General features: G+C 64.4%; 25 protein-coding genes. 12 read left to right on the top strand and 13 right to left on the bottom strand.

The features are described from left to right. Window positions 1-130 precede the first annotated feature (130 nt). The 3 genes from gyrA to trmFO all read left to right on the top strand — a co-directional run bounded on the left by gyrA (window position 131) and on the right by trmFO (window position 4,845). Window positions 131-2,857, top strand: coding sequence for a DNA gyrase subunit A (gene gyrA, locus RMO25_RS05435; RefSeq protein ID WP_309661608.1), 2,727 nt, complete (start codon window positions 131-133; stop codon window positions 2,855-2,857). Between the two features lie 54 nt (window positions 2,858-2,911). Next, window positions 2,912-3,367 carry a host attachment family protein gene (locus RMO25_RS05430; RefSeq protein WP_309661584.1) on the top strand — a complete coding sequence of 152 codons (456 nt, stop codon included), beginning with the start codon at window positions 2,912-2,914 and terminating at the stop codon, window positions 3,365-3,367. A gap of 107 nt (window positions 3,368-3,474) precedes the next feature. Further along, on the top strand, window positions 3,475-4,845 hold the full coding sequence (trmFO, locus tag RMO25_RS05425) for a methylenetetrahydrofolate--tRNA-(uracil(54)-C(5))-methyltransferase (FADH(2)-oxidizing) TrmFO (RefSeq protein ID WP_309661583.1): 1,371 nt from the start codon (window positions 3,475-3,477) through the stop codon (window positions 4,843-4,845). On the opposite strand, the gene RMO25_RS05420 is transcribed toward trmFO, so the two are convergent. From RMO25_RS05420 to RMO25_RS05395, 6 genes are all read right to left on the bottom strand, one after another. Then, window positions 4,846-5,202, bottom strand: coding sequence for an endonuclease domain-containing protein (locus RMO25_RS05420; RefSeq protein WP_309661582.1), 357 nt, complete (start codon window positions 5,200-5,202; stop codon window positions 4,846-4,848). Between the two features lie 60 nt (window positions 5,203-5,262). Beyond that, window positions 5,263-5,706: an EF-hand domain-containing protein gene (locus tag RMO25_RS05415; RefSeq protein ID WP_309661581.1), complete on the bottom strand. Its 444-nt coding sequence runs from the start codon at window positions 5,704-5,706 to the stop codon at window positions 5,263-5,265. 83 nt (window positions 5,707-5,789) lie between these two features. Further along, window positions 5,790-6,473 carry a squalene/phytoene synthase family protein gene (locus tag RMO25_RS05410; RefSeq protein WP_405051845.1) on the bottom strand — a complete coding sequence of 228 codons (684 nt, stop codon included), beginning with the start codon at window positions 6,471-6,473 and terminating at the stop codon, window positions 5,790-5,792. After that, entirely contained in the window at window positions 6,466-7,887 is a 1,422-nt protein-coding gene (locus tag RMO25_RS05405) for a pyruvate dehydrogenase complex E1 component subunit beta (RefSeq protein WP_309661580.1), read from the bottom strand. The genes RMO25_RS05410 and RMO25_RS05405 overlap by 8 nt, the downstream gene beginning before the upstream one ends. Further along, window positions 7,887-8,942, bottom strand: a complete 1,056-nt coding sequence (pdhA, locus tag RMO25_RS05400) for a pyruvate dehydrogenase (acetyl-transferring) E1 component subunit alpha (RefSeq protein WP_405051844.1) — start codon at window positions 8,940-8,942, stop codon at window positions 7,887-7,889. The genes RMO25_RS05405 and pdhA overlap by 1 nt, the downstream gene beginning before the upstream one ends. A gap of 77 nt (window positions 8,943-9,019) precedes the next feature. Then, window positions 9,020-9,331, bottom strand: coding sequence for a septum formation initiator family protein (locus RMO25_RS05395; protein ID WP_309661578.1), 312 nt, complete (start codon window positions 9,329-9,331; stop codon window positions 9,020-9,022). Window positions 9,332-9,445: 114 nt separating this feature from the next. Here RMO25_RS05395 and RMO25_RS05390 point away from each other — a divergent pair, with 114 nt between their 5' ends. Continuing rightward, window positions 9,446-10,261, top strand: a complete 816-nt coding sequence (locus RMO25_RS05390) for a hypothetical protein (protein WP_309661577.1) — start codon at window positions 9,446-9,448, stop codon at window positions 10,259-10,261. A gap of 9 nt (window positions 10,262-10,270) precedes the next feature. On the opposite strand, the gene eno is transcribed toward RMO25_RS05390, so the two are convergent. Continuing rightward, window positions 10,271-11,560, bottom strand: coding sequence for a phosphopyruvate hydratase (gene eno / locus RMO25_RS05385; RefSeq protein WP_309661576.1), 1,290 nt, complete (start codon window positions 11,558-11,560; stop codon window positions 10,271-10,273). Window positions 11,561-11,714: 154 nt separating this feature from the next. On the opposite strand from eno, the gene RMO25_RS05380 reads away from it, so the two are divergent. Genes RMO25_RS05380 through RMO25_RS05360 form a run of 5 tightly spaced genes read left to right on the top strand, consistent with a single transcriptional unit; the run spans window position 11,715 to window position 13,663 of the window. Continuing rightward, on the top strand, window positions 11,715-12,275 hold the full coding sequence (locus RMO25_RS05380; RefSeq protein ID WP_309661575.1) for a hypothetical protein: 561 nt from the start codon (window positions 11,715-11,717) through the stop codon (window positions 12,273-12,275). Then, on the top strand, window positions 12,275-12,625 hold the full coding sequence (locus RMO25_RS05375) for a phage holin family protein (RefSeq protein ID WP_309661574.1): 351 nt from the start codon (window positions 12,275-12,277) through the stop codon (window positions 12,623-12,625). Before RMO25_RS05380 ends, RMO25_RS05375 begins: the two co-directional genes overlap by 1 nt. After that, complete coding sequence (locus RMO25_RS05370; protein WP_309661573.1) at window positions 12,622-13,017, top strand: hypothetical protein; 396 nt, start codon at window positions 12,622-12,624, stop codon at window positions 13,015-13,017. The genes RMO25_RS05375 and RMO25_RS05370 overlap by 4 nt, the downstream gene beginning before the upstream one ends. Next, on the top strand, window positions 13,014-13,415 hold the full coding sequence (locus RMO25_RS05365) for a hypothetical protein (RefSeq protein WP_309661572.1): 402 nt from the start codon (window positions 13,014-13,016) through the stop codon (window positions 13,413-13,415). The genes RMO25_RS05370 and RMO25_RS05365 overlap by 4 nt, the downstream gene beginning before the upstream one ends. After that, window positions 13,412-13,663 carry a DUF4170 domain-containing protein gene (locus tag RMO25_RS05360; protein WP_309661571.1) on the top strand — a complete coding sequence of 84 codons (252 nt, stop codon included), beginning with the start codon at window positions 13,412-13,414 and terminating at the stop codon, window positions 13,661-13,663. Before RMO25_RS05365 ends, RMO25_RS05360 begins: the two co-directional genes overlap by 4 nt. 27 nt (window positions 13,664-13,690) lie before the next feature. On the opposite strand, the gene greA is transcribed toward RMO25_RS05360, so the two are convergent. From greA to carA, 4 genes are all read right to left on the bottom strand, one after another. Further along, on the bottom strand, window positions 13,691-14,170 hold the full coding sequence (gene greA, locus RMO25_RS05355) for a transcription elongation factor GreA (protein WP_309661570.1): 480 nt from the start codon (window positions 14,168-14,170) through the stop codon (window positions 13,691-13,693). Window positions 14,171-14,258: 88 nt separating this feature from the next. Next, a complete protein-coding gene (gene carB / locus RMO25_RS05350; RefSeq protein WP_309661569.1) occupies window positions 14,259-17,618 on the bottom strand; it encodes a carbamoyl-phosphate synthase large subunit in 3,360 nt (1,119 codons plus the stop codon). After that, complete coding sequence (locus RMO25_RS05345; protein WP_309661568.1) at window positions 17,618-17,899, bottom strand: hypothetical protein; 282 nt, start codon at window positions 17,897-17,899, stop codon at window positions 17,618-17,620. The genes carB and RMO25_RS05345 overlap by 1 nt, the downstream gene beginning before the upstream one ends. Window positions 17,900-18,203: 304 nt before the next feature. After that, on the bottom strand, window positions 18,204-19,478 hold the full coding sequence (gene carA, locus RMO25_RS05340; protein WP_309661567.1) for a glutamine-hydrolyzing carbamoyl-phosphate synthase small subunit: 1,275 nt from the start codon (window positions 19,476-19,478) through the stop codon (window positions 18,204-18,206). A 148-nt stretch (window positions 19,479-19,626) separates the two neighbouring features. Here carA and RMO25_RS05335 point away from each other — a divergent pair, with 148 nt between their 5' ends. Beyond that, window positions 19,627-20,079, top strand: a complete 453-nt coding sequence (locus RMO25_RS05335) for a GatB/YqeY domain-containing protein (RefSeq protein ID WP_309661566.1) — start codon at window positions 19,627-19,629, stop codon at window positions 20,077-20,079. Window positions 20,080-20,155: 76 nt separating this feature from the next. Here RMO25_RS05335 and RMO25_RS05330 read toward each other — a convergent pair whose 3' ends face one another. Both RMO25_RS05330 and RMO25_RS05325 read right to left on the bottom strand, forming a co-directional pair. After that, window positions 20,156-20,536, bottom strand: coding sequence for a hypothetical protein (locus RMO25_RS05330; RefSeq protein ID WP_309661565.1), 381 nt, complete (start codon window positions 20,534-20,536; stop codon window positions 20,156-20,158). A 229-nt stretch (window positions 20,537-20,765) separates the two neighbouring features. Continuing rightward, a complete protein-coding gene (locus tag RMO25_RS05325; protein WP_309661564.1) occupies window positions 20,766-21,251 on the bottom strand; it encodes a DUF4440 domain-containing protein in 486 nt (161 codons plus the stop codon). A 113-nt stretch (window positions 21,252-21,364) separates the two neighbouring features. Here RMO25_RS05325 and dnaG point away from each other — a divergent pair, with 113 nt between their 5' ends. Beyond that, window positions 21,365-23,203, top strand: a complete 1,839-nt coding sequence (gene dnaG / locus RMO25_RS05320) for a DNA primase (RefSeq protein WP_309661563.1) — start codon at window positions 21,365-21,367, stop codon at window positions 23,201-23,203. A 20-nt stretch (window positions 23,204-23,223) separates the two neighbouring features. Next, on the top strand, window positions 23,224-25,263 hold the full coding sequence (gene rpoD, locus RMO25_RS05315; RefSeq protein WP_309661562.1) for an RNA polymerase sigma factor RpoD: 2,040 nt from the start codon (window positions 23,224-23,226) through the stop codon (window positions 25,261-25,263). Window positions 25,264-25,279: the final 16 nt, after the last annotated feature.

Genomic DNA, 25,279 nt, shown 5'->3' with positions numbered 1-25,279 from the left:
CCCCGAAAACGGGCCTTGTACCTCCTTATCTCTAGCGCAGGATTATAATCTTTTGGCCACCGAACCGCCGGTCGAGGACCGCGAAGACAATCATAACGGCGGCAATGGCAGCGGCCATGGCGAAGGCGACATCGCCCCGATCTCCATCGTCGAGGAGATGAAGACCAGCTACCTCGATTATGCGATGAGCGTCATCGTCAGCCGGGCGCTGCCCGACGTGCGCGACGGCCTCAAGCCGGTCCACCGCCGGATCCTCTATTCGGCCTACGAAAACGGCTTCACCTACAACCGCGGCTATCGCAAATCGGCCCGCATCGTCGGCGATGTCATCGGTAAATATCACCCGCACGGCGACACCGCGATCTACGACGCCTTGGCCCGGATGACCCAAAGCTGGTCGATGCGGGTGCCGCTGATCGACGGCCAGGGCAATTTCGGCTCGATGGACCCCGACCCGCCCGCCGCCATGCGCTACACCGAGGCGCGGCTCGCCCGGGTGGCCAATTTCCTCCTTGGCGATCTCGACAAGGACACCGTCAACTTCCAACCCAATTACGACGCCAACGAGACCGAGCCGCAGGTCCTGCCGGCGCGTTTCCCCAACATCCTGGTCAACGGCGCCGGCGGCATCGCGGTTGGCATGGCGACCAACATCCCGCCGCACAATCTGGGCGAAGTGCTTGCCGCCTGCCGCGCCTATATCGAAGATCCTGCGATTAGCTCCGAAGGGCTGATGGAATATGTCAAAGGCCCCGATTTCCCGACTGGTGCCTTCATCCTCGGCCTGTCCGGCATCCGGAGCGCCTACACCACCGGCCGCGGCTCGATCATGCAGCGCTCGCGCCACCATGTCGAGGAAGGCCGCAACGACCGGGTCTCGATCATTCTCACTGAAATCCCGTTCCAGGTCGGCAAGAACGGCCTGGTCGAGAAGATCGCCGAAGCGGCCAAGGACAAAAGGATCGAGGGCGTCAGCGACATTCGCGACGAATCCAACCGCGACGGCGTCCGCATCGTCATCGAACTGAAGCGTGACGCAACCCCCGAAGTCGTACTCAACCAATTGTGGCGCCATACGCCGGCGCAATCGTCGTTCCCGGCCAACATGCTGGCGATCCGCGGCGGCCGGCCCGAGACGCTGACCCTGCGCGACTTCATCGAGGCTTTCGTCCGCTTCCGCGAAGAGGTCATCACCCGCCGCTCAAAGCACGAGCTGGCCAAGGCCCGCGACCGCGCCCACATCTTGCTCGGGCTGGTCGTCGCGGTCACCAATCTCGACGAGGTAGTAAAATTGATCCGCGGTTCGGCCAGCCCGACCGAAGCGCGCGAGAAGCTGCTCGCCCGCGAATGGCCCGGCGAGCAGATCCGCCCCTACATCGCGCTGGTCGAAGCCGTCGAGCCGCAGAAGGCCGGCGTCAGCTACCGATTGTCCGAAACGCAGGTCAAAGCGATCCTCGAGCTTCGCCTCCACCGCCTGACCGCGCTCGGCCGCGACGAAATCGGCAACGAACTGGAGGGCCTGGCCGGCTCGATCGGCGAATTGCTCGAAATCCTCGGCAACCGCGCCCGGCTCTACGCAGTAATGCGCGAAGAGTTCGACGAGGTTGACGCCGAATTCTCCACGCCGCGCCTGAGCGAACTCGCGGCCGCCGTCGACGGGATCGAGGACGAGGACCTGATCGAGCATGAGGACATGGTCGTGACGGTGACCATGACCGGCTACATCAAGCGCACGCCCTTGGCCGTGTTTCGCGAACAGAAGCGCGGCGGCAAGGGCCGGTCGGGCATGACGACCAAGGATGAAGACGCGGTCACCAACCTGTTCGTCACCTCGACCCATAATCCGGTGCTGTTCTTCTCCTCGGCGGGCAAGGTCTACCGAATGAAGGTCTGGCGGCTGCCCGAGGGCGGCCCCAACGCCAAGGGCCGGCCGATGGTCAATCTGCTGCCGCTGGCCGAAGGCGAAACCATTTCGACCGTGCTGCCCTTGCCCGAGGACGAGGCCGAATGGGGCGGGCTTCACATCATGTTCGCCACCGCGCGCGGCACCGTCCGCCGCAACAGCATGGACGCCTTCACCAGCATCCGCACCGCCGGTAAGCGGTCGATGCGCTTTGGCGAAACCGAAAGCGACGAGGGCGACGAGGACAATGTCAACGACCGGCTGATCGGCGTCGAGCTGCTCACCGAAGACGACGACGTGTTCCTCGCCACTCGCCACGGCAAGGCGATCCGCTTCAAGTCGACCGACGTCCGCGAATTCCAGTCGCGCGATTCGATGGGTGTGCGCGGCGTCCGCCTGCTCGGTGACGACGAAGTCATATCGATGTCGATCCTGCGCCGGGTCGGCACTACCCAGGAGGAACGCGAGGCCTATCTCAAATGCCCGCCGTGGCGCGAGCGCGAGGATGTCGAATGCTCGCTGCCGTCGGATCGGGTGGCGGAGCTGGCCGAGCGCGAGCAGTTCATCTTGACCGTGACCGAAAACGGCTATGGCAAGCGCAGCTCGGCCTATGAATATCGCCGCACCAATCGCGGCGGCCAGGGCATCACCAACATCGACACGTCGGAGCGCAACGGCAACGTCATCGCCAGCTTCCCGGTCAAGCCGGGCGAGCAATTGATGCTGGTCACCGACCAGGCCAAGCTGATCCGCACCACCGTCGGCGACATCCGCGTCATGGGCCGCAACACCCAAGGCGTGACGATCTTCCGCGTCGCCGAGAATGAACGCGTGGTCAGCGTCGCCAAGATCGAGGAAACCGACGACGAAATCGAGGTCGAAAGCGATGACGAGCGGGCGCCCGACGAAGGCGCGGAGGTCGGCGAGGATCTGGCTTCGGGGAGCGACAAGTAACGGAACGGGTGTCGGCGGCCCGGCGTTCTCCTTGCACAAGCCAAGGAGAAAGAAATGGCCCTTCCCCATAACGCGCTCGTTCTCGTCGCCGATGGCCGCAAACTGATGTTCCTGCGCAATCACGGCGACCAGAATCAAATCGACTTGCGGACCGAGGCCCACGACCAGCGCGAGGACCTGAAGGACCACGAGATCAAAAGCGATGCGCCGGGGACAATATCGCAGAGCTTCGGATACGGGCGCCCGGCGTTAGACGAGACCGACTTCCATCAGCAGGCCGAAGACCAATGGGCCAAGGATGCCGCCGAAGAGCTCAAGAAACGCGCGCTCAGGCACGACTTCGAAGCGCTGGCAATCATCGCCCCGCCCAAGACGCTCGGCGTGTTGCGCAAGGAATTGCACAAGGAGGTCGAGCGGCGAATCGTGCTCACGCTCAACAAGGAAATGACCGACCGTCCGATCTCCGCCATCGAGGACCTCCTGGTCGGCGAGGCCGCCCCGCCGGCCTAGCCTTCGCATCACCCCGGACTTGATCCGGGGTCTGCCTATCGATGAGAAGGCGGGTGCCGGATCAAGTCCGGCATGACGAAAGAGTGACTATTGGCTAAGCGAATCCCGTGACCCATGACATTCACATCATCGGCGGCGGGCTGGCCGGGTCGGAAGCGGCGTGGCAGCTGGCCGAGGCCGGGCTCAAGGTGCGCCTGTCCGAAATGCGCGGCGGGGGCGACGGCACGCCGGCGCACGAGACCGACCGCCTCGCCGAGATGGTGTGCTCGAACAGCTTCCGCTCCGACGATGCCGAGCATAATGCCGTCGGCCTGCTCCACCAGGAAATGCGGGCTCTGGATTCGCTGGTCATGCGCGCGGCGGACCAGCATCGCGTGCCGGCGGGATCGGCGTTGGCCATGGATCGCGACCTTTTCGCTGAAGAAGTGACGCGGGCGATTGAGCAGCACCCGAACATCACGGTCGTGCGCGAACGGGTTGATGCACTGCCTGACCATCCGACGATCATCGCCACTGGCCCGCTCACCGGATCGGCGCTCGCCGCATCGATCGCCGCCGAAACCGGCAGCGACGCCCTCGTTTTCTTCGACGCCATCGCCCCGATCGTCCACCGCGACAGCGTCGACATGGACATCTGCTGGATGGCCGCCAGATGGGACAAGGGTGGCAAGGATTACATCAACTGCCCGATGGACCGCCCCCAGTACGAAGCGTTTGTCGCGGCCTTGAATGCCGGCGAAAAAACCGAGTTCAAGGAATGGGAGCGCGACACGCCTTATTTCGAAGGCTGCATGCCGATCGAAGTCATGGCCGAGCGGGGACCCGAGACCCTCCGCCACGGCCCGATGAAACCGGTCGGGCTCGACAATCCGCGCACCGGCCGCTGGCCCTACGCGGTGGTGCAGCTGCGCCAGGACAATGCGCTCGCCACGCTGTGGAACATGGTCGGCTTCCAGACCAAGTTGAAGCATGGCGACCAGGTGCGGATTTTCCGCACTATCCCGGGGCTCGAAAGGGCCGAGTTCGCGCGGCTTGGCGGCATCCACCGCAACTCGTTTATCAATTCACCCAGGCTGTTGGACAGCGAGTTTCGCTTGAAATCGAAATCCAATATCCGCTTCGCCGGGCAGATCACCGGCTGCGAAGGCTATGTCGAAAGCGCCGCCATCGGCCTCATCGCCGCCCGGTTCGCGGCCGCCGAGCATATTGGCGAGACGCTCGCGCCCCCTCCCCCGGAAACCGCGATCGGCGCCTTGCTGGCCCACATCACCGGCGGTGCCGACGCCGCCACTTACCAGCCGATGAACATCAATTTTGGCCTGATGCCGCCGCCCGCAAGCCGCCTCAGGAAAGCCGATCGCAAGAAAGCCTACACCGACCGCGCCCGCGCCGCGCTTGCCGAGTGGCTGCAGGAAGTTCCCCCCCATCGCCAGATGGGGAGGGGAACCATCGAGCGAAGCGAAATGGTGGAGGGGTAGTCAGCGCTGGCAGGCGCGAATTATCGCCGTAACCACCGACGCCAAATCCTTCATCACGTCAGCCGCGCCAAACCTAAGTACGCTCAATCCCTGCCCCTCCAGCCAAATGTCTCTGCGTCGGTCGCGATCTGGGCGATCACCCATGTCATGGCTCATGCCATCGATCTCGATGACGAGTTTTGCGTCGGGGCAATAGAAGTCGACGATGCAACGCCCGATCGGATGCTGGCGCCGATATTTCAGCCCATCGGGTCGCCGGCGCAGCTCTTGCCACAGCAGCCCCTCGGGCAAGGTCATGTTGCGCCGCAACGCCCGCGCCTGGAGCACAACGGCATTTTTCTCACGAGGTGGCGGCATTGACCCCTCCACCAGCTTTGCTGGTTCCCCTCCCCATCGCGTTGCGATGGGGAGGAATTACTAGCACCCGCACTTTATTGGATGCTTCGGCGGCGGCGGGGCGGTGGTCGCGTATTCGGTCGGGGTTAGCCAGCCCGAATGATCGGCGTCCGCCCCGCCGAACTTGTCGATCGACTTCGCCGCCCATTCCTCGAACGACAGCGACCCGTTGCCGTTGGTGTCGAGCTTGGCGAACGCCTTGCGGCGCGGCGCGAACACCTCGTCTTTTTCGATCCGCCCGTCGCGGTCCTTGTCGACCCGCGAAAATCGCTTCTCTTCGCGGCTTTTCGCCGTCGCTTCCGGGGCTTGCGGCACGACATTACTAGCGAACAATGACGGTTGCCGCGACCCGGCAGGCGGCGCGGCAGGAAGGATGAAGGCATCGCCGGCCCGGCCCTGCCACAGCAGAAAACCTCCGGTTACCAGCAGCAGAGAGGCGGCGGCCCCGGCAAAAATGCGCGTCATGGGCTATCTCCAATCGAGGAGATCCGGCGGTTAGGCGGTGCACTTTGCCGCGATAGGAGTCAATCTAGGTTAAGTTTCTCGTCTCAGCCGCGCGGCAGCTTTCCGTTCCAATAATGGCGGAATACGGCCATGCCCCGCCCGCTATCGGCGTACGGCAAGTCGAGCGGCTTGTTGCGCAGGACGTCATGAGCGGCAACGGCAGCCAGCGCTGTCAGCCGACGCAGGGATTTCGGCGGCCGTTCACGCGGCAACAGCGCAATTGCATCTTTGGCTTGGTCCAGCAGGAAGATCCGGGAATGCACGTCGCTGCAATGGCGTGCCCCATCGACCAACGACCACAACGCCCCCGCCGCCTCGGTGTCCTGTGGGTTACCATGCAATAGCTGGGCGCCGGCGCGAAAGAGAATGAGTCCGCGCAGCCGCAACCCCTCAGCGACGCGGTCATCCCATGGAAACGGCGCAAGCAAAGGCCGCCATGCGTCCGACAGTCCGGAAAGCTCGTGGCCACTCACTCGGCACGGCAACAATTGCTCGGCAACAGCCACCAGCCTCGGCTCGGGCGGAGGCGAAAGATTGCTGTCGAGCTCGTCGAGCCGCTCACGCCACCAGGCGAGCCGGATAGCACCAAGCGCTGGCTCGGTGGTCGTCGCCACGACATCCGCCATGGCCAGGTCGAGTTGCCAAAGTGCCTTGAATGCAGGCCTTAGGGAACGCGGCAGCAGGTCGAGCGCGTTCTGCCGGTCGAAGTCGAGCGCGCGTTCAGCGATAGCAGACGGCCTTCGCCGCGGCGATCACGTCGGCGGCCTTGATCAGCGCCAGTTTCTCGAGGTTGGCGGCATAAGGCAGCGGCACGTCGACATTGGTTACCCGCATCACCGGCGCGTCGAGGTCGTCGAAGCCTTCGTTCATGCAAATCGCGATGATTTCCGAGGAAATCGAGCAGGTTGGCCAGCCTTCTTCAACCACCACCAGGCGGTTGGTGCGTTTCAAACTCTCGAGCACCGTCGCTTTGTCGAGCGGGCGTAGCGTGCGCAGGTCGATGACTTCGGCGCTGATCCCCTGCCCCATCAACTCCTCGGCCGCTTCTAGCGCGACGCCGACGCCGATCGAGTAACTGACCAGGGTCACGTCCTTGCCCGGCCGGACGATCCGCGCCTTGCCGATCGGCAGCACATAATCGTCGAGTTCGGGGACGTCGAAATGCTGGCCGTAGAGCAGCTCATTCTCGAGAAAGACGACCGGGTCGTCGGTGCGGATCGCGGCCTTCAGCAGCCCCTTGGCGTCGGCGGCGCTGTACGGGCAGATAACGATCAACCCCGGCACGCTGGCGTACCACGGCCCGTAATTCTGGCTGTGTTGGGCGCCGACCCGGGCGGCGGCGCCATTGGGCCCGCGAAACACGATCGGGCAGCGCATCTGGCCGCCCGACATGTAATTGGTCTTGGCCGCCGAATTGATGATGTGGTCGATCGCCTGCATGGCGAAGTTGAAGGTCATAAATTCGACGATTGGTCGTAATCCCCCCATTGCCGCGCCGGTGCCGAGCCCGGCAAAGCCATATTCGGTGATCGGCGTATCGATCACGCGTCGGGGTCCGAATTCCTGCAGCAGGCCCTGCGTCACCTTGTAAGCGCCCTGATATTCGGCGACTTCCTCGCCCATCACGAACACCCGGTCGTCGCGCCGCATTTCCTCGGCCATCGCGTCGCGCAGCGCCTCGCGCAATGTCATATTGGTCAGCGGCGTGCCGTCCGGCACTTCCGGCGCGTCGTGGGCGCGGGCGACGTCGGCGACCAGCTCGCGCGCCGCGGTTTCCATCAGATGCGGTGTCGGAGCCGGCGATTCCGGGAGCGGAACCGCAGCTTTTGAAGCCTCGTCGGCCTTGGGCGTCGGGTCGGCCTTCGGTGCCGAAGCAGCCGAAGCAGCGCTGACATCCTCGCCCTCGCTGGCCAGCACCGCGATCGGCGTCCCCACCTTCACGCCGTCGCTGCCCTCGGGCACCAAAATCTTGGCGATCGTCCCCTCGTCGACCGCTTCGAACTCCATCGTCGCTTTGTCGGTTTCGATCTCGGCCAGGATATCGCCGGATTTGACCACATCGCCTTCCTTGACCAGCCACTTCGCCAATGTCCCCTCCTCCATCGTCGGGGACAAAACAGGCATGGTGAGCTGCGTCGGCATCAGTAGCTCTCCACCAGCACGTTGGTGTACAATTCCTTGGGATCGGGCTCGGGCGCGTCTTCAGCAAACTTGGCAGCTTCAACGACGATGTCCTTGATCTGCTTGTCGATTGCCTTCAATTCATCCTCTGGAACGCCGAGCTTTCCCAAGGCCTTGGCGGCATGGTCGATCGGATCCTTATGCTCGCGATAATCCTGCACTTCTTCGCGCGTCCGATATTTCGCCGGGTCGGACATCGAATGGCCGCGGTACCGGTAAGTCTTGAACTCGAGGATGATCGGTCCCTTGCCGCTCCGCGTCCACTCCAGCGCCATTTCGGCCGCGCCGCGCACCACCAGCACGTCCATGCCATCGACCTGGACGCCGGGAATGCGATGGCTTTCGCCGCGCTTGTAGAAATCGGGCTCCGACGACGACCGCGCGACGCTGGTCCCCATCGCATATTCATTATTCTCGATGGCGTAGATCACCGGCAGCTTCCACAGCTCGGCCATGTTGAAGCTTTCATAGACCTGGCCCTGGTTGGCGGCACCGTCGCCAAAATAGGTCAGGCAGACGCCGCCATCGCCCAGATATTGATGCTTGAAGCCCAGCCCGGTGCCGAGACTGACCTGCGCCCCGACGATGCCGTGGCCGCCGTAAAAGCCATGCTCGACCGAGAACATATGCATCGATCCGCCCTTGCCGTGGCTAATGCCGGCGAAGCGGCCGGTCAGCTCGGCCATGATCAATTTGGGGTCGATGCCATACGCCAGCATGTGGCCGTGATCGCGGTAACCGGTGATGACGCTGTCCTTGCCGACCGTCATCGCCGACTGCAGGCCGACCGCGACCGCTTCCTGGCCGATGTACAAATGGCAGAAGCCGCCAATCAGGCCGAGACCGTACAGCTGCCCCGCCCGCTCCTCGAAGCGGCGGATCAGCAGCATCTGCTTGTACAGCGCCATCAGCTCGTCCTTGGACGCCTTAAAGCGCTTGGGTTCGGGCGGTCGCGCGCGTTGGGCGGTGGCTGGCACAGCGGACTTCGCGGTTTTGGGTTTAGCGGGACGCGCCAAGGCGTGGCCTTTCATCGGGCATGAAGCGGCTGGCTCTATAGGAAAAGCGCGGGCCAACTGGCAACCGCGGGCGCTGACTAATCGAGCGGGACGATGACTTCGTCGGGGCGAACCAGCCCGAGATCGCGGCGGACCAGCTCGTCGGCCATGTCCGGGTCGGCCTTGCGCGGATCGAGCAGCGCCGAGCGGTGACGCAACTGGGCGCGGTCGCGTTCGAGCTGTGCAAGCTCGACCTTCCGCTCATTCAAATTGCGGTGATAGCCGCCCCAGGCGAGCAAACCGTTGGGGCCGGCGACCGCATAGCCGGCGAAATTGCCGACCACGATCAGCGCCAGCGCCGGCATCGCCGCCCGCCGGATCAGTCCCAGATTGTGCTTCGTTCCCCGCATCGGCAATCAAGGAATCACGATGACGTCATGAAGGCAAGCAAAAAGCGCTCAATCGCAATGAATTCGCCCTGGAAGTTGGAGATTAGCGCCATGCTTGCGAGGAATTGGCCGCCCATGTTACCGCCCGACGCGGGGGAGAGCATGCCAATGGAATTGCCTGCCGAGCAGTCCCGGAAGGAGCCGATCAAGCCGTCGCCACGGCGGCGCTTCGTCGCTTATCACCCGCAAGACCGCAACTTCTTCCTGCTGTTTCTCGCTTTATGCTGGCTTGGCGTGTTGATGGGTTTCGTGCCCGCCGCCGAACTGCGGCGGACCGGCCACGCCGATTATCCGGCGCCCCTAATCCTCGAAATGCACGCGGTCGCGTTCAGCAGCTGGATGATCCTCCTGACCGCGCAGATTCTGCTGATCCGCGCCCGCCGGCCGCTCGTTCATATGCGGCTTGGGGTGATCAGCGTCGCGCTCATCCCGCTGATGACGGTGACCGCCTTTCTGTCCGAGATCTACAGCCAGACCTTCCGGGTCAAGGAGCCCGACGAGCGAGCCTATTTCGCCATCGCGATCTACTACGTCATCGCCTTCCCCATCCTCGCCACCTTGGCGATCATCGCGCGCAAGAACCCCAGCGCGCACAAACGCCTCATCCTGCTGGCGACGACGGTGATTGTCGGTGCCGCTTATGGGCGCTGGTGGAGTGGCCCGCTGTACAGCCTAGTCGGCGACGGCCTGCTTGGAACGCTCATCTATTCCTTTGCCGCGCCCAACTTGTTGATGCTCGGCGCCTGCGCTTACGATTGGTGGACTCGTGGACGACTGCATCGGGTGTATGAAATTGCCGTTCCCGCGATCCTTCTCGGCCAGATCGCGGCGACCCTGATCTATCATACTCCGGGCTGGCTACCGATCGCGAGATTCGTGGTCGGCAGCTGAGCGGCGTTGCTAGGCCGGGCGATAGGCCTTCAGCGCGTCGCGCCCCGCATAGCGCGCGGTGTCACCGAGCTCTTCCTCAATGCGCAGCAGCTGGTTGTATTTGGCGGTGCGGTCGGAGCGCGCGGCGCTGCCGGTTTTGATCTGCCCGCACGACAGCGCCACCGCCAAATCGGCGATGGTTGCGTCCTCGGTCTCGCCCGATCGGTGCGACATGATGGTCGTGTAGCCCGCGCTCTGCGCCAGGCGGACCGCGGCAATCGTCTCGGTCAGCGTGCCGATCTGGTTGACCTTGATCAGGATCGAATTGGCGATGCCGTCGGCGATCCCTTGCGCCAGGCGCTTCTCATTGGTCACGAACAGATCGTCGCCGACCAGCTGGACGCGCGATCCGAGCCGCTCGGTCAGCAGCTTCCAGCCAATCATATCGTCTTCGCCCATGCCATCCTCGACCGAGGCAATCGGATAGTTGGCCGCGAGCCCGGCGAGGAAATCGACATTCTCGGCCGGCGACAGGGTCCGCCCTTCGCCTGTCATCCGATAGGCGCCGTCCTTGAAATACTCGCTCGCCGCGCAATCGAGCGCCAGCACCACATCGCCGCCCAGCTTGTAACCCGCGGCTGTCACCGCTTTTTCAATATAATCCAGCGCTTCGGTGGAGTTGCGGATGGCCGGCGCGAAGCCACCCTCATCACCCACCGACGTAGATAGCCCCGCCTGGTGCAGCGCGCTCTTCAGTGCGTGGAAGATCTCCGCTCCGCAGCGCAGCGCCTCGGCGAAGCTCGCAGCGTCAACCGGCACGACCATGAATTCCTGAAAATCGATGCCATTGTCGGCGTGGGCGCCGCCATTCAAAATGTTCATCATCGGCACCGGCAGCAAATTGGCGTCCGCCCCACCGATGTAGCGATACAGCGGCATCCCGCTCGCGTTCGCCGCCGCCTTGGCCGTCGCCAGGCTGACGCCGAGGATCGCATTGGCGCCCAGCCGCCCCTTATTTTCGGTGCCGTCGAGCGCGATCAGCGCGCCATCGAGCCCGGCCTGGTCCTCGGCCTCGCGCCCCATAATCGCCTTGGCGATCTCGCCGTTGACGTTGCCGACCGCTTGCTCGACGCCCTTGCCGCCCCAGCGCTTGGTATCGCCATCGCGCAGCTCGACCGCTTCGTGCACGCCGGTCGAGGCTCCCGAGGGCACCGCCGCGCGGCCCAGGCTGCCGTCGGCCAGCGTCACATCGACCTCGACCGTGGGGTTGCCCCGGCTGTCGAGGATCTGGCGGCCATGGACGGTGACGATGGCGTTCATGGAAATTCCCGTTTCCTGATTATGAATGCGAAAGCGTGATGAAAACGCCGTGCGCCGCGCTTATATGGTGCGGGTCAGGACGTGCAACATTCGCCGCCGGTTGCCGGAACGAAGGCGTGGCGGTCCGGGTTGAAGGTGCAAAGGAGCGAAGACCATGCAAGACGACAATACCGACCTTCCCGAAGGCACCGACAAGATCATTTCCGGCGCGTCGACGCCCACGTCCGCCGGCGGCGAGAGCGGCGACGTGCTGCTGGTCGCCGACCTTGGCCAGTCGTCCGGTCGCGGCAGCCGCGACGCCATCCTCGACAAAATCCGCAGCGGGCGCGAAAAATTGTCGAGCCAGGCCGCCGACAAGACTCGCGGTCTGGTCAGCCAGGGTCTCGAAAAATCGGCCGAAGCGCTGGCCAATGTCGGCAGGTTGGTCGGTGATACGGCGGACGGCCTCGATGAGCGCCTCGGTGCCGATTATGGCGACTATGCCCGCCGCGCCGCGACCGCGATCGACGACGCCGCCAGCAGCCTCGCGAAAAAGGATGCCGACGAATTGATCGACGACACCCGCGAATTTGTCCGCCAGAGCCCGGGCATCGCGCTCGCCGGCGCGGCGATCATCGGCTTTGTCGTCGCCCGCCTGGTCAAGACCGGCCTCGCCAAGGACGACGGCGATGGTGGCAAGGCCGGCAAAGGCGCGCGCGGCAAGCGCAAGGCCTGATGCTCAAACCCGCCGATCCGCCGCGGCCTGGGCCGGACGACGACCGCCCGATTGGCGAGCTCGTCAGCCGGCTGGTCGATGAAGGCAAGGCCTATGCCCAGGCCGAGATCGGCGTCGCGAAAGCCATCGCGTCCGCCAAGGCTGACGGCCTCAAGGTCCCGGCGATCCTGCTGGCGGCCGCCTTCCTCCTCAGCCAGGCGGCGGCAACCGTCCTGGCCGTGGCGTTGTTCCTCGCACTACTGCCGCTGCTCGGGCCGCTGTTGGCCGGCATCGCCTCGTTCGCGATCTTCGCCGGCATCGCCGCCGGTCTTGGCTGGCGGGCCGTGCAAATGATCCGGGGCGAGCCATGACCCAAGACACGCCCGCAATCGCGGCGGCGCGGATCGAGGCCGAGCGGGCGCGCGCCCGGATGATGGCGACGGCGCGCGAACTGCAGGATGAATTTCTCGGCCTGATCAGCCCGCAGACCTGGGCTCGGGACATTTGGGAAGGCGCCAAGGAAAAAGGCGCCGATCTGGCCGAGGAAGCTGTCGACGCCGTCCGCAGCCGCCCGGCCATTGCCAGCGGTGTGGTCGCTGCTCTGGCCCTGTTCTTCGCCCGCAAACCGTTGATCGACTCCGCCGGCAAGCTCGCCAAAGGCGTGAACGCCAAGCGCAAGGCCAGCAAGGACAAGCCCAGCGCCGGCAAAACACGACCACGCAAGTCCAGAATTAGCAAGAAAGCGACGGAGACCATCGCATGACCGAGAAAAACACTGACAGCATCCGCAGCCGCGCGATCGACGCCTATGACGAGGCGCGCGACAGCGTCGCCGGCGCTGGCCGCCGCGCCAATGAGGGCATCGACGAGGCGCCGCTGATCGCCATTGCCGCCGGTCTCGCCGCCGGGGCTCTGCTGGCCGCTATCCTGCCCCGCACCAAGAGCGAAACCCGGCTCCTGCGCCCGACCGCGGATCGGCTCACCGGCACCGCCAAGGCCGCCGCCGCCGCGGCCAAAGAAGCCGGCACCTCGCGCCTCGCCGAATTGGGCTTGACCCGCGAGAAAGGCGCCGCGACGCTGCGCTCGATCTTCGATGGCGCCGGCGATGCCGCGCGGACCTCGGCCAACGCGGCGATCAGCGCCGCCCGGGACCACGAATGAGCAAGCTTCATTTGGTCTTCGGCGGCAAGGTCAAGGACCCGCGCGGGCTCGACTTCATCGACCTCGATTCGATCGACCTGGTCGGGCTGTTCGAGAATTATGCCGAGGCCGAGGAAGCCTGGCGCGGCAAGGCGCAGCGCACCGTCGACGACGCCGAGATGAAATATGTCGTCGTCCATCTGCATCGGCTGCTCGAGCCCGATGCGGATCCGGTCGCCGATACCAGCCCGGCGGCGTCGAACGCGTAGGCGGCGCCGGAACGCCGCCGGCACGGCTTAGATAAATTCGATCGCCTTGATCTTGTAATAGCGCTCGCCAGACGGGGTCGTGACCTCGACCTCCTCACGCACTGTGCGGCCGATCAGCGCCCGCCCGAGCGGCGAATTATAGCTGATCCGCCCGACCCTGGCGTCGGCTTCGGTTTGGCCGACCAATTGATAGCGGATGGTCTTCTTTTCCTCGTCGGTCAGGGTCACCGTCGCACCGAACACGACCTTGTCGCCCGACAAGGTGGTCGGATCGATGATCATTGCGCGGCTCAGCCGGTCCTCGAGGTCGGCGATGGTCGCCTCGACCTGGCCCTGGCGCTCCTTGGCGGCATGGTATTCGGCGTTCTCGGACAGGTCGCCATGCGCGCGGGCGACTTCGATCGCCTCGATGATGGCGGGGCGTTCGAACATCTTGAGGTGCCGAACCTCGTCGTCGATCTTGCGGTGGCCCTCGGCCAGCATTGGCACTTTGTCGGCGCTTGCCATTGAAAAATGCCTCTCTCTATTTTCTGAAAACCCGGCTCCTGCGCGGCCACACCGGCCCGCGCTCGATGAGCGAATTTTCAGCGGAATATCAGTTTATGGAAGCGGAATAATAGGACTGAAGCGAGGCAACTTCAAGCGCGTGGCCGCGCATGGCCTCGATTGACCGGGCGGCGGCGAGGCTGGCGGCGGCCGTGGTGAAATAGGGCACCTTCCTCGCCAGTGCCGTCGCCCGGATCGAATGGCTGTCCTTCATCGACTGCCAACCCTCGGTGGTATTGAACACCAGGTCGACCGCGCCATCGAGCAAACGATCGACGATATGCGGCCGTCCCTGCGCGACTTTGTTGACGGCGGTCACTGGCAAGCCGCGCGCCGCCAGATGCTGGGCGGTGCCGCCGGTGGCGATGATGGCGAAACCCAATTCAATGAGCTTCTCGACCGCGGGGACGATATTGTCCTTGTCGGCGTCTTTGACCGAGACAAAGGCCGTGCCGCGGTCGGGCAAATGCAGTCCCGCACCGAGCAAGGCTTTGCCAAAGGCAATGTCGAAATCATGGTCGATACCCATGACTTCGCCGGTGCTCTTCATTTCCGGGCCAAGCACGGGATCGGTCCCGGGGAAGCGCGCGAACGGGAACACCGGGGCCTTGACCGCGATATGGCCGATGTCGCGCTCAATCGGCTCGAACGACGACAATGGCTCGCCGGCCATCACCCGCGCGGCGATCTTGGCGATCTGCCGGCCGATCGCCTTGGCGACGAACGGCACCGTGCGGCTGGCGCGCGGATTGACCTCGATCAGATAAACCCGCTCCTCCTTGACCGCGAACTGGATGTTCATCAGCCCCTTGACCGCCAGCGCGACCGCCAGGACGCGCGTCTGACGCTCGATTTCGGCGATTATCTTGGGCGACAGGCTGAACGGTGGGATGGCGCAAGTGCTGTCGCCCGAATGAACCCCGGCCTCTTCGATATGCTGCAGCACCCCGGCGACCGCGACGTCGGTGCCGTCGCAGATCGCGTCGACGTCAACTTCGATCGCATCGCGCAAATAGCGGTCGATCAGCACCGGCGAGGTTCCGGAAACCGCGACCGCGGTGGCGATATAATGGTCGAGCTGCTCGGGCCCGTCGATGACTTCCATGGCCCGTCCGCCCAGCACATAGGATGGCCGCAGCAGCACCGGATAACCGATCCGCGTCGCCACTTGCTGCGCTTCGTCGCGGCTCCGCGCGATGCCATTCTCGGGCTGGGCGAGGCCGAGTTTCTTGACCAATTTGGCGAACCTCTCGCGGTCTTCGGCGAGGTCGATCGATTCGGGGCTGGTGCCAAGGATCGTCACCCCCGCTGCTTGCAGCTCGGCGGCGAGCTTCAGCGGCGTCTGCCCGCCCAATTGCACGATGACGCCGATCAGTTCGCCCTGTTCCTGCTCGCGGTGGACGATCTCGAGCACATCCTCGGCGGTCAGCGGCTCGAAATACAGCCGGTCCGAAGTGTCGGGGTCGGTCGAGACCGTCTCCGGGTTGCAATTGACCATGATCGTCTCGAACCCGGCCCCATCCTTGCCGAGCGCGAAGGCGGCGTGACAGCAACAATAATCGAACTCGATCCCCTGGCCGATGCGGTTGGGCCCACCGCCGAGGATCATCACCTTCTTGCGGTCGCTGACCTCGGCTTCGTCTTCCGCTTCCGCAAACAGCGGCGCTTCATAGGTCGAGTAAAGGTAAGGCGTCGTCGCATCGAATTCGGCGGCGCAGCTGTCGATCCGCTTGAACACTGGCCGCACGCCCAGCTTCAACCGATGCGCGCGAACCTCGGCCTCGGTCACCCCGCCGGTCATCGCTTTCAGGGCATCGTGGACCACACCCGATCCGCGCGCGCTTTTCTCGCTCATGGCGCGCGGTGCATGCGCCGACCGCAGCGCCAGCTGGCCCAGCCGCCCGTCGGAAAAGCCCATCGCCTTCAGCGCCCGCATCCCCGCCGCGTCCGATGGCAGCCCCTTTTCGCGCACTTGCTCCTCGGCCCGGACGATTTCCTGCAACCGCTCGATGAACCATGGGTCGAAGCCGGCAATCTGATGGATCCGCTCGACCGTAAAACCGTGCCGCAAGGCTTCCGCGGCGACCAGCAGCCGGTCCGGCGTCGGGCGGGCCAGCGCGCTTTCGATCGCCGCCGGGTCGGCATGTTCGAGCTCGCGCACCCGGTCCAACCCGCACAGCCCGATCTCCAGCCCGCGCAACGCCTTTTGCAAGCTCTCGGCGAACGACCGCCCGATCGCCATGACTTCGCCGACCGACTTCATCGACGTGCTCAGCGTCGCTTCGGCCCCGGCGAATTTCTCGAAGGCGAAGCGCGGCACCTTGGTCACCACATAATCGATCGTCGGCTCAAAGCTCGCCGGCATCGCCCCGCCGGTAATATCGTTGGCGATCTCGTCGAGCGTGTACCCCACCGCCAGCCGCGCCGCGACCTTGGCGATCGGGAAACCCGTGGCTTTCGACGCCAGTGCCGACGATCGCGACACCCGCGGGTTCATTTCGATCACCAGCATCCGCCCGGTCTTGGGATCGACTGCGAACTGGACGTTGGAACCGCCTGTTTCGACACCGATTTCTCGCAACACCGCGATGGATGCATTGCGCATCCGTTGATATTCCTTGTCGGTCAGGGTCAGCGCCGGCGCGACCGTGATGCTGTCGCCGGTATGCACCCCCATCGGGTCGATATTCTCGATCGAGCAGATGATGATCGCATTGTCCGCCCGGTCGCGGACGACTTCCATCTCATATTCTTTCCAGCCGAGCACCGATTCCTCGATCAGCACTTCGGTGGACGGCGACGCTTCCAGCCCGCCGCGGACGATCGCTTCAAACTCCTCGCGATTATAGGCAATCCCGCCCCCGGTCCCGCCCAGGGTGAAGCTCGGGCGGATGATCGCCGGCAACCCAATCGTCCCCAGCGCCGCCAGCGCCTCCTCCAGGCCGTGGGCAATCATCGAGCGCGGGCTTTCCAGCCCGATGCGGTCCCTCGCCTCGCGGAACTTCAAGCGATCCTCGGCCATCTCGATCGCCGCCGCATTGGCGCCGATCAGCTCGACCCCGAACCGCTCCAGCGTCCCGTCCTTGGCGAGCGCCAACGCGGTGTTGAGCGCCGTCTGCCCGCCCATCGTCGGCAGCAACGCGAACCCCCCTTGCTCAAGCGCCCGCTCCTTCTCGATGATCTTGGCGACGATTTCGGGCGTAATCGGCTCGATATAGGTCGCGTCGGCCAATTCCGGGTCGGTCATCACCGTCGCCGGGTTCGAATTGACCACGATCACGCGATAGCCCTCGGCCTTGAGCGCTTTCACCGCCTGCGACCCCGAATAATCGAACTCCGCCGCCTGGCCGATAATGATCGGCCCGGCACCGATGATCATGATCGAGGATATGTCGGTGCGCTTAGGCATTATGGCTGCGGCCAGTTGACGGCTTCGATGACCGCCAGGCGCATGTGGTTCTTGTCGGCCCAGCGAAACACGCAGGAGCGCACCTCGCGGCTCGGTGCGACGCGGTAGAGGAACAGCATTTTCTTCAATTCCGTCTCCTGGACCAGCTCGCCCTCCGACAAGCCGCACGCCCGCCCCGCCACCGACAATTCCGCCTCAGAATGCAGCCGCGCCGTCGCGCAACCGGAGAGGCTTAGCGCCGCACTGAGGGTCGCAATGACGCTGATTTTGTGACGTATCATTATTGTTTGTTCTCGGAGTAGGCTTCGTTGCCAACGAAGGCCTGTCCAAACTTATATGGCAGACTCCTAGTCTCAGTCAGAACACAGGTCGTTCGTTTCAAGTCCGTCCCGTGATCAGGCACATACGCCATTGTTCGCTCGTCAATGATGCGAAGCCACTGAACAGGAACATGACAGTCACCAGCAATGCGGCGCATATCCGCTCGCAATTCACCCGGTCGCGGATTGCGTTTCAGACCGTCACGCAAAAGGTCACAGCCTGTCAGGGCGGCAAGCAGACCAAGGACCGCCAAAAACCGGCCGCTCACCGCATCATCCCTACGAATTTCTCAAACAAATAGAAGCTGTCCTGCGGGCCCGGGCTTGCTTCGGGGTGGTACTGCACCGAGAACGCCGGGCGGTCATCGAGCTCGAACCCGCAATTGCTGCCGTCGAACAGCGACACGTGCGTTTCCCGCGCGTTGTCCGGCAGCCCCTCGCGCTCGACCGCGAAGCCGTGGTTCATACTGGTGATCTCGACCCGCCCGTCGGCCAGCCGCTTGACCGGATGGTTGGCGCCGCGGTGGCCCTGGAACATCTTCGTCGTCCGCCCGCCCACCGCCAGCGCCAGCAATTGATGCCCGAGGCAGATCCCGAACAGCGGCTTGCCCGTTTCCAGCATTTTGGCGATCACCGGCACCGCATATTTCCCCGTGGCGGCGGGATCGCCCGGCCCGTTCGACAGGAAGAAGCCATCGGGCTTGTGCGTCATCACTTCCTCGAAGGTCGCGTCGGCTGGCACCACCGTCACCCGCGCCCCGGCCTCGACCAGGTTGCGAAAAATGTTGCGCTTCGACCCGTAATCGATCGCCACGACATGGGGTCGCGGCTTCCCCTCCCTGTTTAGGGAGGGGTTAGGGGTGGGTAGCGCAGCGGCGGGCTCAATGCCCGACGCGGAGCTGTGCTCCGCACCCACCCCCGGCCCCTCCCTTGCAGGAAGGGGAGATTCGACCTCATACCCCTCACCCCATGCCCATTTGCCGCCGGTCCAGCGCTCGACTTGCAACCGGCTGACATCCCTGGCGAGATCCATGCCCTCGAGCCCCGGCCAGTCCGCGGCCATCCGTTGCATCGCCTCCACATCGAACTTGCCGTCGGCGCGGTGGGCGATCGCAATCGTCGGCGGCCCCTCGCGCCGCACCAGCCGGGTCAACGCCCGCGTATCGAGCCCCGATATCCCGATCCGCCCGCGTTTGGTCATCCAGCCGGCAAAATCCTCGCCGGCGCGATAATTGCTCGGACCCGTCACCGCTTCGCGCACCAGGCAGCCCAGCGCGTGCGCCTCGGTCGCTTCAACGTCCTCGTCATTGGCGCCGACATTGCCGATGTGCGGGAAGGTGAAGGCGATGACCTGCTTGGCGTAGGAGGGATCAGTCATCACTTCCTGATAGCCGGTCATGGCGGTGTTGAAGCACAGCTCGCCGACCGCCTGCCCTTCCGCGCCGAAGCCCTTGCCCCACGCCACCCGGCCATCGGCGAACACCACGCACCCGGTCGCGCCCACAGGGGGAAGCGCAGGCGTGGGTCGTGCGTCGGCCATGGGCTGGAAGAGCCTTTCCGCGAGCGGGTTTTGCAACGATGTCGCTAAGCGATGGTCGCTAGGGACCGCGGGGCGCGAGGTCAACGCTGTAAAAGCCGCTTGGGCCGCGCTACGACCGATTTTTCAGCTTGCACGAAACGGAAACAGGATGATTCGCGACGACATCAAGGCGGCGACGATTGCGGCGATGAAAAGCGGCGACAAGGCCGGCACCCAAACGCTGCGCATGGTCCAGTCGGCGATTCTGAATCGCGACATCGAATTGCGCACCGGCACGGCGCCCGCCGACGACGACGCGATGGTCACCGAAGTCCTCCAGAAAATGCTCAAGCAGCGCCGCGAATCGGTCGATCTCTACCGCCAGGGCAACCGCGAGGAACTCGCCGCCGCCGAGGAAGCCGAAATCGTCATCATCGAACGCTTTCTGCCCAAGCAATTGACCGACGACGAAGCGAAAGCGGCGATCGCCGCGATTGTCGCCGAAACCGGCGCTGCCAACATGAAGGACATGGGCCGCGTGATGGGGCTGGTGAAAGAGCGCCACGCGAGTTCGCTCGAACCGGCCCGCGCCAGCATGCTGGTCAGGTCAACCTTGTCCTGAAGTAACCGGGCAGACTCGGGCAAAAAAAACTCCGCCGCGGGTGCGCGGCGGAGCAGAAAATCGGACTAGCTGACGACTAGCCTGCTTTCGCGGAAGCGGACGTGCTGGTTGAAGCGCTGCCGGTGAGCCCTGTCACCCCTTCCATGACGAGGTGGTACAGGAATATCGCCAGCGCGCTGGCCAATGCACCGGCCACGCCCATCTGGAGATTGCCAGTCACGGCGGTGAGTTGCGCCCCGATCGCCGGAATCAGGCCAAGTGCCGTTCCGATAATCGGCAGGGCAATAGCAACAACGGCGGCCGTGATAATCCGGCCTTCGGGCATCGACAGGCCGGCGACGAGGCCGAGCACTACCAGCACCAAAGCCACGTTCAACGTCCCTAGGGCAACGAACCCGGCGACGATTGCGAGTAGAATGTAAAGCGCGCGGGCGAGCCCGCTGATTTTCGTCAACATATAAATCCCCCTCCAAATAATTCCTTTCAGCGATCTTGCGCCGCCTTGTCCGGAACGGCGGCACAGTAGCTTCGATGGACTTGTTTGACAGCAAGAATGAATCGTTGAGAATCAAGCGCCTGCTTGCATTGTCAATTCTTCACATGGCGCGGTCGGCTTGGGCGAGCCGATTTGTACGGGAGATGCCAGGTTAGTCGCCTCCCGCCCGTCTCGCCCGTATTTCGTTTGCTCAAGCCTTCGGCGTGTTCGAGCAATGTTCATTGGCCACCGGCCAGCTGCCATCGTCGGCCTTCTGGAAGACGTCGGTGCAGCGCAACGTCACGGCATTCTGCGGCGACGCGCTGCTGGTCACGTCAAAGACCCCGCTGACGACAAAGGTGTCGGCATCGAGCACTTGAATGACGCGGTCCTTCTGGACGATCTTGTCGATCTTGCTCGCCGCGAAAGCATCCTGGAGCTTGTCCCAGGCCGCGCGGTCATGCGCGAGGCCGGGCGTCGAGCCATCGAAGCCGACAATGTTGGCGCCATAGACCGCCTTGATCTTGGCCGCGTCCATCGTCGCCCAGGCGGCCTCGGCGGCGTCGTCAATCTTGCCCGCCTCGGCTTCGGTGATCATTGTCGCGGCTGGACCCGTTGGCGCATTGGCCGCTTTCTGGCACGCGCCAACGCTGGCGGTCGCGGCGGCCAGCGCCAGCAGGCAAACCCGGTTTCTCATGATTGTGTTCCCCAAGCGCGCCGCGCCGACCCAAGGCCGGTGTTTAGGCGCTGGTCGGCAGTAATCCTTCCCGAGCCGTTGAGCAAAGCCTTGCCGCCGTCTAGCAATCGAATGTGAGTCTTTCTCCCGCCTTCCTCGACGAACTGCGCGCCCGGACCCTGCTGTCGAGCCTGATCGCGCCGTCGGTCAAGCTCATCAAGGCCGGCCGCGAGTATAAGGCCTGCTGCCCGTTCCATCCCGAAAAGACGCCAAGCTTCACCGTCAACGACGACAAGGGCTTCTATCATTGCTTCGGCTGCGGGGCGCACGGCGACGCCATCCGCTTCCTGACCGACGCCCGCGGCATGCAGTTCATGGACGCGGTCAAGGAGCTCGCGGCGAAAGCCGGGATGGAGGTCCCCGCCGCCGACCCCCGCGCCCGCGACCAGGCCGAGCGCACGTCCACGCTGACTGACGTCATGGCTGTGGTGCAAATTTGGTTCGCCGAGCAATTGCAGGGCCTCGATGGCGCCGACGCCCGCGATTATCTCGCCAAGCGCGGGATCGACGCCGCCACCGTCGCCCGCTTCGGCCTCGGCCTCGCCCCCAATGGCCGCAGCCGCCTCAAGCACGCCCTGATCGCGCTGGGCGAAGACAAGCTCATCGAAACCGGGATGCTGATCAAACCCGATGAAGCCGACAAGGACAGCTACGACCGCTTCCGCGGGCGGCTGATGTTCCCGATCCGCGACGCGCGCGGCCGCGTCATCGCGTTTGGCGGCCGCATCCTCGGGGAAGGCGAGCCCAAATATCTCAATTCCCCCGACACGCCGATCTTCGACAAAGGCCGCACGCTCTACAATCTCGATCTCGCCGGCCCCGCCAGCCGCACCGCCAAGCGGCTGATCGTGGTCGAGGGATACATGGACGTCATCGGCCTCAGCCGCGCCGGCATATCCGAAGTGGTCGCGCCCAACGGCACCGCCGTCACCGAGGCCCAGCTGGAACGCATGTGGCGGCTCGATCCGGCGCCGATCCTGTGCTTCGACGGCGACAGCGCGGGGCGCAAAGCCGCGGTCCGCGCTGCCTTACGCGCCCTCCCCCTCATCGGTCCCGAGCGGACGCTGCGCTTCGTCGAGCTGCCGGCGGGGCAAGACCCCGACGATGTCGTGAATAGCGGCGGGCGCGATGCGTTCGAAGCCCTGCTGGCCAATCCCGAACCGCTCGACCAGCGCCTGTGGCGCCATGAGCGCGATGCGACCCCGCTCAGCACCCCCGAAGCCCGCGCCGGCCTGCGCCAGCGGCTGATCGAGCATAGCCAGGCGATCCCCGACCCGTCGCTGCGCCGCCTCTACCGCGACCAATGGCTCAATCGCTTCGACACCGACATCGCCCCGCAACGCCAGGCCCGCGCCTTCACCAGGCGCCCGTTCCGTCCGGGCAGCAAGTTCGTGCCGGCCGAGCCCCCGGCCAGCGACATCGCCCGGGCGATCGGCGCCGGCGGCATCGACCGCGCCACCGCCCGCGCCCTGATCGTCGGCTTCGCGAAATATCCCGAGGCCTTGTCGGCCCATTGCGAGCAGCTCGCCGCGCTGCCGATCGCCGATGCCCGCACCGCCCGGCTGCGCGATCATCTGGTCAACGCCGCTTTCTCCACCGCGGCGCTTGATCGTGACGGCCTCGCCACCATATTGGAAACAGCCGGAGCGGCCGCCGACTTGAAAGCGGCGCGCAGCACCGGCGGAATCGGTTTTACCTTCACTCGCAACGACGCGGAGCCGGCTATTGCGGTTCGCGATCTCGGGGTGGCGATCGAGGCGTTGTCGGCCGACGGCGAGATCGGGGCGGCACTCGCCGAGGCCACCGAGCGTTTAATGGCTGGCGAGGAACAGGCCTTCGAAGACCAGCGCCGGCTGCATGTCGCGCGTGAGCAGGTCAAGGAACGGCTGGCGTCGTTAACCGGCACCGACTAAGCGGCAGTAAAATAGGACCCATGGCAAAAAACGAACCTTCCGAAGCCGAGACAGTCGAAAGCGGCGATGCGCCGCTGATTGATCTCAACGATGCTTCCATCAAGAAATTGCTCGCTCGCGCCAAAAAGCGCGGCGTCATCACCTATGAAGAGCTCAACGAAGCGCTTCCCCAGGACCAGATGTCGTCCGAACAGATCGAAGACGTCATGTCGGCGATCTCGGAAATGGGCGTCAATATCGTCGAAACCGCCGACGACGCCGACGATGATGAGGACGAGAAGGACCCCGAGCCCGAGGAAGAAGTCGATCCGCTCGACGACGGCGGGCCGCGCCCGGCCGCCGCCACCAAGAAGGAAGCGGTCGACCGCACCGACGACCCGGTCCGCATGTATTTGCGCGAAATGGGCGCGGTCGAACTGCTCAGCCGCGAAGGCGAGATCGCCATCGCCAAGCGCATTGAGGCCGGCCGCGACACGATGATCTGGGGGCTGTGCGAAAGCCCGATCAGCTTCAACGCGATCATCGAATGGTCGAACGCCTTGAACGACGGCCGCATGCAATTGCGCGAGATTCTCGATCTTGAGGCGATGCTGTCGAAGGGCCCGACGGCCGAGCAGGTCGCCGGCTCCGAGGAAGGCAGCGAGGAAGGCGAGATTACCGCCGCCGCCGCCGGCACCACCTTCAAGGAAGAGGAAGAGCCCGAGGAAGAGCCGGCCGCGGTCGACGAGGATGAGGAAAACCTCATCGAACGTCGCAACGTGCCACGCCCGGTCGACGACGACGACGAGGACAATACGCTGTCGCTCGCCCAGATGGAGGAACAGCTCAAGCCGCAGGCGCTCGAGAAGTTCGCCAGCATCACCTCGCTCTACAAGAAATTCGCCAAGCTCCAGCACGCCCGCCTGGAATCGCTCGGCACCGGCGACAATTACCCGCCGGCCGACGAGAAGAAATATCAGAAGCTGCGCGAGCAGCTCACCGCCGAGGTCGAGAGCGTCCAGTTCCACGCCTCGAAGATCGAATATCTCGTTGACCAGCTCTATTCGTACAACCGCCGCCTGACCGCGCTCGGCGGCCAGATGCTGCGCCTCGCCGAGCGCCACAAGGTCCCCCGCCGCGCCTTCCTCGAAAGCTATATGGGCAGCGAATTGGACGACAGCTGGCTCGCCCGCGCCGCCAAGATCGACAAGAAATTCGCCGTCTTCGCGATTGCCGAAGCCGACAGCGTCGAGCGTGTTCGCAACGAGATCGGCGAGATTTCGCAGGCCACCGGCATGGCGCTCGGCGAATTCCGCCGCATCGTCAACCAGGTCCAGAAGGCCGAGCGCGAAGCCCGCATCGCCAAGAAGGAAATGGTCGAGGCCAACCTCCGCTTGGTCATCTCGATCGCCAAGAAATACACCAACCGCGGCCTGCAATTCCTCGACTTGATCCAGGAAGGCAATATCGGGCTGATGAAGGCGGTCGACAAATTCGAGTATCGCCGCGGCTACAAATTCTCGACCTATGCGACGTGGTGGATCCGCCAGGCGATCACCCGCAGCATCGCCGATCAGGCGCGGACCATCCGCATCCCGGTCCACATGATCGAGACCATCAACAAGCTGGTCCGCACCAGCCGCCAGTTCCTCCACGAAAGCGGTCGCGAACCGACCCCCGAGGAGCTCGCCGAGCGACTGTCGATGCCGCTCGAGAAGGTCCGCAAGGTGATGAAAATCGCCAAGGAGCCGATCAGCCTCGAAACCCCGATCGGCGACGAGGAGGACAGCCACCTCGGCGACTTCATCGAGGACAAGAACGCCGTCATCCCGGTCGACGCCGCGATTCAGTCGAACCTCAAGGAAACCGTCACCCGCGTCCTCGCCAGCCTAACCCCCCGCGAGGAACGCGTCCTGCGCATGCGCTTCGGCATCGGCATGAACACCGATCACACGCTCGAAGAGGTCGGCCAGCAATTCAGCGTCACCCGCGAACGCATCCGGCAGATCGAAGCGAAAGCGCTGCGCAAACTCAAGCACCCGAGCCGCTCGCGGAAGATGCGGAGCTTCTTGGATCAGTAATAACACCGGGTCCTGG

This window comes from Sphingomonas sp., from assembly GCF_031361285.1.
In the GTDB taxonomy this organism is placed as follows: domain Bacteria; phylum Pseudomonadota; class Alphaproteobacteria; order Sphingomonadales; family Sphingomonadaceae; genus Sphingomicrobium.
This window is presented reverse-complemented; position numbering and strand designations above follow the sequence as displayed.

What these genes read in the sequence shown, in the direction of transcription:
- RMO25_RS05390 (WP_309661577.1), top strand. Translation starts at nt 9,446, where the DNA reads ATGTTACCGCCCGACGCGGGGGAGAGCATGCCAATGGAATTGCCTGCC.
- RMO25_RS05405 (WP_309661580.1), bottom strand. Translation starts at nt 7,887, where the DNA reads ATGCCGACGCAGCTCACCATGCCTGTTTTGTCCCCGACGATGGAGGAG.
- RMO25_RS05420 (WP_309661582.1), bottom strand. Translation starts at nt 5,202, where the DNA reads ATGCCGCCACCTCGTGAGAAAAATGCCGTTGTGCTCCAGGCGCGGGCG.
- RMO25_RS05375 (WP_309661574.1), top strand. Translation starts at nt 12,275, where the DNA reads ATGCTCAAACCCGCCGATCCGCCGCGGCCTGGGCCGGACGACGACCGC.
- RMO25_RS05360 (WP_309661571.1), top strand. Translation starts at nt 13,412, where the DNA reads ATGAGCAAGCTTCATTTGGTCTTCGGCGGCAAGGTCAAGGACCCGCGC.
- RMO25_RS05330 (WP_309661565.1), bottom strand. Translation starts at nt 20,536, where the DNA reads ATGTTGACGAAAATCAGCGGGCTCGCCCGCGCGCTTTACATTCTACTC.
- RMO25_RS05335 (WP_309661566.1), top strand. Translation starts at nt 19,627, where the DNA reads ATGATTCGCGACGACATCAAGGCGGCGACGATTGCGGCGATGAAAAGC.
- rpoD (WP_309661562.1), top strand. Translation starts at nt 23,224, where the DNA reads ATGGCAAAAAACGAACCTTCCGAAGCCGAGACAGTCGAAAGCGGCGAT.
- eno (WP_309661576.1), bottom strand. Translation starts at nt 11,560, where the DNA reads ATGAACGCCATCGTCACCGTCCATGGCCGCCAGATCCTCGACAGCCGG.
- carB (WP_309661569.1), bottom strand. Translation starts at nt 17,618, where the DNA reads ATGCCTAAGCGCACCGACATATCCTCGATCATGATCATCGGTGCCGGG.
- RMO25_RS05395 (WP_309661578.1), bottom strand. Translation starts at nt 9,331, where the DNA reads ATGCGGGGAACGAAGCACAATCTGGGACTGATCCGGCGGGCGGCGATG.
- RMO25_RS05370 (WP_309661573.1), top strand. Translation starts at nt 12,622, where the DNA reads ATGACCCAAGACACGCCCGCAATCGCGGCGGCGCGGATCGAGGCCGAG.
- greA (WP_309661570.1), bottom strand. Translation starts at nt 14,170, where the DNA reads ATGGCAAGCGCCGACAAAGTGCCAATGCTGGCCGAGGGCCACCGCAAG.
- carA (WP_309661567.1), bottom strand. Translation starts at nt 19,478, where the DNA reads ATGGCCGACGCACGACCCACGCCTGCGCTTCCCCCTGTGGGCGCGACC.
- RMO25_RS05380 (WP_309661575.1), top strand. Translation starts at nt 11,715, where the DNA reads ATGCAAGACGACAATACCGACCTTCCCGAAGGCACCGACAAGATCATT.
- RMO25_RS05415 (WP_309661581.1), bottom strand. Translation starts at nt 5,706, where the DNA reads ATGACGCGCATTTTTGCCGGGGCCGCCGCCTCTCTGCTGCTGGTAACC.
- RMO25_RS05365 (WP_309661572.1), top strand. Translation starts at nt 13,014, where the DNA reads ATGACCGAGAAAAACACTGACAGCATCCGCAGCCGCGCGATCGACGCC.
- RMO25_RS05345 (WP_309661568.1), bottom strand. Translation starts at nt 17,899, where the DNA reads ATGATACGTCACAAAATCAGCGTCATTGCGACCCTCAGTGCGGCGCTA.
- RMO25_RS05430 (WP_309661584.1), top strand. Translation starts at nt 2,912, where the DNA reads ATGGCCCTTCCCCATAACGCGCTCGTTCTCGTCGCCGATGGCCGCAAA.
- RMO25_RS05325 (WP_309661564.1), bottom strand. Translation starts at nt 21,251, where the DNA reads ATGAGAAACCGGGTTTGCCTGCTGGCGCTGGCCGCCGCGACCGCCAGC.